The sequence below is a fragment of the Alteromonas nitratireducens genome (assembly GCF_040812025.1).
Taxonomy (GTDB): Bacteria; Pseudomonadota; Gammaproteobacteria; order Enterobacterales; family Alteromonadaceae; genus Alteromonas; species Alteromonas nitratireducens.
The window spans coordinates 1-4,938 of record NZ_JBFNPK010000035.1 but is presented as its reverse complement, the minus strand read 5'-3'; the positions used below and the strand labels follow the sequence as shown (position 1 = coordinate 4,938).

The window sequence follows — 4,938 nt, the reverse complement described above, 5'->3', positions numbered from 1 at the left end:
AATAAAGGCGTCATCCCGGAAAGTGCGAAGCACTTGTCCGGGACCTCCTTCGTGTGATCGTGCTGTAGAAAAGTGTAACAACCCATCCCTGTTGCAATGCCCAGCTCGGCATCCATGCCGGAAAGTGCGCAGCACTTGTCCGGGAACCCCTAAACTCAATAGTGAAGTTAAAAACATAACCGTCACCTCAGAAGCCACGATGTGGATGTCAGGGACCACGAAACCAACCGTAAAGTCAAAAAGCGCGAAGTATCTGATATGATAGGCGTTATTCATCTTGGTTTTTCTCTCAGCAACGATCGGGATTAGCTTGCCTTGGCGGTGTTTGCTATATATCGAGCCACTGATTACAAGACATGAAAACACTCATTCTACATGTTGGCTTACATAAAACGGGATCTACCGCAATCCAGGATGCGTTGAGTGATGCACGCGTTGATTTGCTCGAGTGGGGTTATCGATTCCCGTTATTTAAGCGTCCAGATGGTGTAGCAGAAGCCAACCATTCCCGCATGTTTCAACTGGTATTTGGTCATCGCCCAAGAGCAAGACGAAAGCTTGTGTTGCCAGGGTGGGACCATGACGCTGCTATCGCCTCCTACAGACAGCAATTGTCCGATGCAATGGCATCTACCGAATCGCTGATCCTGAGTGGAGAAGGGATCGCCAACTTGTCTGTTGATGAGCTTGGGCAGGTTAAAACTCTTTTCTCAGGGTGGAAGATACGCGTGGTTGCCTTTATTCGTCCTGCATACAGCTATTACTGCTCAGCGACACAAGAGCGTATTAAGAGCGGAAGCACGGCGATTGGGCCTGGTAAGGTGAGGATGGAATCTGATACGGTCTCGAAGCTGAAGGCAGTATTTGACGAGCCAGAATTCATTTCTTTTGTCGAGGCATGTAAACACCCCCTTGGTCCGGCTGGGTCGTTCTTTGACCATGCAGGCTTTTCTGGCGCACTTCAGGCTGTCCCCGCTAAGCGTAATACGGGTCTGGGCAATATTGTTATCAGGCTGACCGCACACATCAACAGATATCTTACCGAAAAACATGGTGCAGTAAGCCAGGATGTTTTTAATAGTCAGTCATTAGCTATGCGTGAAGCACGATTTCTACTAACAGACGCTGAACTGAGTCGGTACCAGAGCGAGTTCTCAAAGGAGAACGATGCGTTATACAGGTCGACAGGACTGGATTTTAAACAGGAAAACATGCGTACCGCGCCAGTTGGAACGCTGACGCTTGGGCAGTCATTCCGTTTGATGAGCAACCTCGCTAAACAACGTAACGATATAAGACAATTGTCAGTAGAATACCTGACAAATATGGCGTTAATACCATTAAAATTCAAAAGCTTACTTATTAGTTATCTTGCTGTGATTGCGCCGTTTGCCCGGACACTTACGATATTAAGAAAGCAGACATCAGCATTACTGAAACGGCTGCTTATTACCTGATGCCTGGACGTTATAAAACATAATAGTCAGTTTTTCTGCGCCCGACGGTTTTTTTTAGTCCTCGCTTCACCTACCATTAACGCCATCATTTTTTAGGGTAATTTGGCGTTTCATGCCGTCTTTGAAGTCACACCATACGTTTGCATTATCTGCGTCCTGTCACCAGCTGACAGCGTTTGACAATGCCGAAGATTTTCTTCGTGCCAACGAAAGAAGTACACATAACTATCTTCTTGGCGAAGGCAGCAACACGGTCTTCCTTGAAGACTACAATGGCCAGGTATTGTTGAATCGGATAAAGGGCATCACCTATAAGCGCTCAGGTAAAGGCCATCACCTTCGTGTGGGTGCCGGTGAGAACTGGCATGCACTGGTAACCCGGTGCATGGAAAATGGCTGGTATGGGATGGAAAATCTGGCGCTGATACCCGGGTCTGTCGGGGCGGCTCCCATCCAGAATATCGGCGCCTACGGACGTGAAGTGATGTCGTTCATAGACAGCGTAGACATCGTAGAGAAAAAGACGGGCACCTCCAGAACCTTGTCTAACCAGGAGTGTCAGTTCGGTTATCGTGACAGTATCTTTAAACGGGAACTGGCTGATAACTGCCTGATCACCCACGTTTCTTTTTTTCTGCCTGAGGTATATGTACCGGAAACCTCGTACGGTGAACTCGCAGTTCTCGATAATCCAACACCCTGGGATATTTATAATGAAGTGATTACTATCAGAACACGAAAGTTGCCCGCACCTGAAGCGCTTGGCAATGCCGGCAGCTTTTTCAAGAACCCGGTGATAGCCGCCTCTCACTTCGATACCCTGAAAGCTCAGCATGCTGAGATACCTGGCTATCGACTATCCGATGGAAGTGTCAAAGTGCCCGCAGCATGGCTCATTGATCAGTTGGGCTTTAAAGGCCGGGTGTCAGGCGGCGTCAGGTGTCATCCAACGCAACCACTGGTTCTGACCAATACCGGCGCAGCCACCGGGGCGGATGTGATCACAATGGCAAAAGCAATCATTAATTCAGTAAAAGCAATGTATTCTATTGTTTTAGAACCAGAGGTGAGGCTGGTTGGAAAGAATGGACTTGTGACATTATGAAACAGGCATCAAAAGCCATCAGGCAACATATCCTTGCGTTGCTGTCTGACGGACAGTTTCACTCTGGGGAAGCTATTGCAAAAGAAGTTGGGCTGTCACGTACAGCAGTGGCTGGCCATATTGCTCAGTTGTCGGATTGGGGGCTGGACGTTTTTAAAGTAAAAGGTAAGGGATACCGTCTGGAGCGTCCATTTACACTGCTTAGCGCGGATGCCATAAAGAAACGTTTACGCGATGCCCGTCTGGCTGTCATTGACGTTGAGTCGGTGCTGCCATCGACCAATTCGGCACTCAAAAAACGCATTGCCAATTCACCGCATAACCTTGCTGACGGTGATGTGGTCCTTGCTGAAGTGCAGACTGCAGGCCGTGGTCGCCATGGCCGTAGATGGCTGGCTCCGGTTGGAGGAAGTCTCACATTTTCCATGTACTGGTCTTTCCCGGATGGTTATCAGAGTATGGCGGGATTGTCACTGCTGGTTGGTCTGGCCGTTTGCGAAGGGCTTCGCCATGTGGGCGTTGAGGATACCCAGCTGAAATGGCCAAATGACGTGTATTTGCAGGGTAGAAAGCTGGCAGGGATCCTTATTGAGGTAGAAGGGCAAATTGGTGCGACAGCACATTGTGTGATTGGCGTTGGCTTAAATATTACGATGCCGGACGGCCAGTATGATGTCGGGCAGCCGCATAGTGACCTCGCGGGCTATCTCGGGCATTCGCCGAACCGAAACGAAGTTGCAGCGCATATTATTGATGCACTGTGGAAAATGCTGCCAAAATTTACCCAACAAGGGTTCGGTCCTTATGTTGCGCACTGGCAGGCCACGGATTTGTACGCCGACAAAAAAATCGTCCTGCAGATGGGAGAAAAGCGCTTTGTAGGCATTGATCGCGGCGTGGATGCCAGTGGTGCATTGCTGGTTGAAACGGTCGATGGGATAACGCGTTTCCATGGTGGTGAGGTAAGTCTGCGTGGTCAGTGAAGATACGGTCATTCTGGTCGATGTCGGAAATACGCGAATTAAAGCGCAGCGCCTTTCTCAACTGGGTGGGGAGCCTGCCGTGTTTGACGACTGGCCAGCGCTTCATAGTTATCTGCAGCGGTTATCCGCGTCGCACATTTATTTTGCCAGTGTCAGGCAGCAGTCGGTAAGTGACGAGTTTATTGCCTGGTGTGCATCGCACAATATGAAGTGCCGGGAGATTATCACCGAGCGGGAGGCATTCGGCATTACAAACAGTTATCAGAATGTCGGCAAAATGGGCGTTGATCGCTGGTTGGCGATGCTCGGTGCAGCTGAGCTTGCCAGCAATACATTTTGTGTCATAGATACCGGTACCGCTACCACCGTTGACTTTGTAAGTAATGGAAAACACCTCGGTGGATGGATCGTACCTGGCTATCAAACCATGAAGTCGGCGTTGGTCAGCGCTACCAAGCGGGTGACTGCAGATGCCAGTGTGCCTGATACACTTGATGTTGGGAATGACACAGAAGCGTGTGTTTCCCAGGGCTGTCATGCGGCGGTAATTGGTGTCTATTTAAGCGCAGTTGACTACTTATCACGCAAACAAACGCCGTTTGATGTTATTTTGAGCGGTGGGGATAAAAAACTGTTTGCAAATGTGGAACTGGGTGGTAGCATCCGTTCCGCGAATTTGGTGGTGCATGGTCTTGCCCGCTACGCACGACGCGAGCTATACGCGAGCTGAATGTGTAACCCAGTCTGAGTGGTAAATTATTGAACACTTAGACAGAAAAATGAAAATTTTTCGAAAAAGACTATTGCACGGAGTAAGTCATTACTCTAGAATGCGCACCCACTTGATGCAGTGCCGACTTAGCTCAGTTGGTAGAGCAACTGACTTGTAATCAGTAGGTCGCCAGTTCGACTCCGGCAGTCGGCACCATCAATCTCAGGAGGGGTACCCAAGCGGTCAACGGGAGCAGACTGTAAATCTGCCGGCTCAGCCTTCGCAGGTTCGAATCCTGCCCCCTCCACCACTTTCTATGAGGTGGCCAGAGAATTAGGATTGCGGGCATCGTATAATGGCTATTACCTCAGCCTTCCAAGCTGATGATGCGGGTTCGATTCCCGCTGCCCGCTCCAAATCAGTGCTGATATAGCTCAGTTGGTAGAGCGCACCCTTGGTAAGGGTGAGGTCGGCAGTTCAAATCTGCCTATCAGCACCATTTTCTCCCCAGCTCATGTTTGTTGAATCCATTAATCTTTAAGTAACTTTGCTGGGATATTAGAAATGGCAAAAGAAAAGTTTGAACGTACGAAACCCCACGTAAACGTGGGTACAATCGGCCACGTTGACCACGGTAAAACCACTCTGACTGCAGCGATCACTACTGTTCTGGCTAAGACT

The 4,938-nt window shown here is 49.4% G+C and carries 5 protein-coding genes and 4 tRNA genes; all 9 read left to right on the top strand.

Annotated features, from left to right (window positions below):
• The first annotated feature begins 356 nt into the window (after positions 1–356).
• Positions 357–1,457 (top strand): hypothetical protein, encoded by a 1,101-nt coding sequence (locus AB1N33_RS16540; RefSeq protein ID WP_411272669.1) that lies wholly within the window; start codon positions 357–359, stop codon positions 1,455–1,457.
• Between the two features lie 112 nt (positions 1,458–1,569).
• Positions 1,570–2,562 (top strand): UDP-N-acetylmuramate dehydrogenase, encoded by a 993-nt coding sequence (gene murB / locus AB1N33_RS16535; protein WP_411272668.1) that lies wholly within the window; start codon positions 1,570–1,572, stop codon positions 2,560–2,562.
• A complete protein-coding gene (birA, locus tag AB1N33_RS16530) occupies positions 2,559–3,545 on the top strand; it encodes a bifunctional biotin--[acetyl-CoA-carboxylase] ligase/biotin operon repressor BirA (RefSeq protein ID WP_411272667.1) in 987 nt (328 codons plus the stop codon). The genes murB and birA overlap by 4 nt, the downstream gene beginning before the upstream one ends.
• Positions 3,535–4,275, top strand: a complete 741-nt coding sequence (locus AB1N33_RS16525) for a type III pantothenate kinase (RefSeq protein ID WP_411272666.1) — start codon at positions 3,535–3,537, stop codon at positions 4,273–4,275. The genes birA and AB1N33_RS16525 overlap by 11 nt, the downstream gene beginning before the upstream one ends.
• A gap of 122 nt (positions 4,276–4,397) precedes the next feature.
• Positions 4,398–4,473 (top strand) — tRNA-Thr (locus AB1N33_RS16520).
• Positions 4,474–4,482: 9 nt separating this feature from the next.
• A tRNA-Tyr gene (locus tag AB1N33_RS16515) sits at positions 4,483–4,567 on the top strand.
• A gap of 31 nt (positions 4,568–4,598) precedes the next feature.
• Positions 4,599–4,673, top strand: a tRNA-Gly gene (locus AB1N33_RS16510).
• Between the two features lie 7 nt (positions 4,674–4,680).
• Positions 4,681–4,756 (top strand) — tRNA-Thr (locus tag AB1N33_RS16505).
• A gap of 65 nt (positions 4,757–4,821) precedes the next feature.
• On the top strand, positions 4,822–4,938 hold a 117-nt coding region (locus AB1N33_RS16500; protein ID WP_348421494.1), incomplete at its 3' end, for a GTP-binding protein.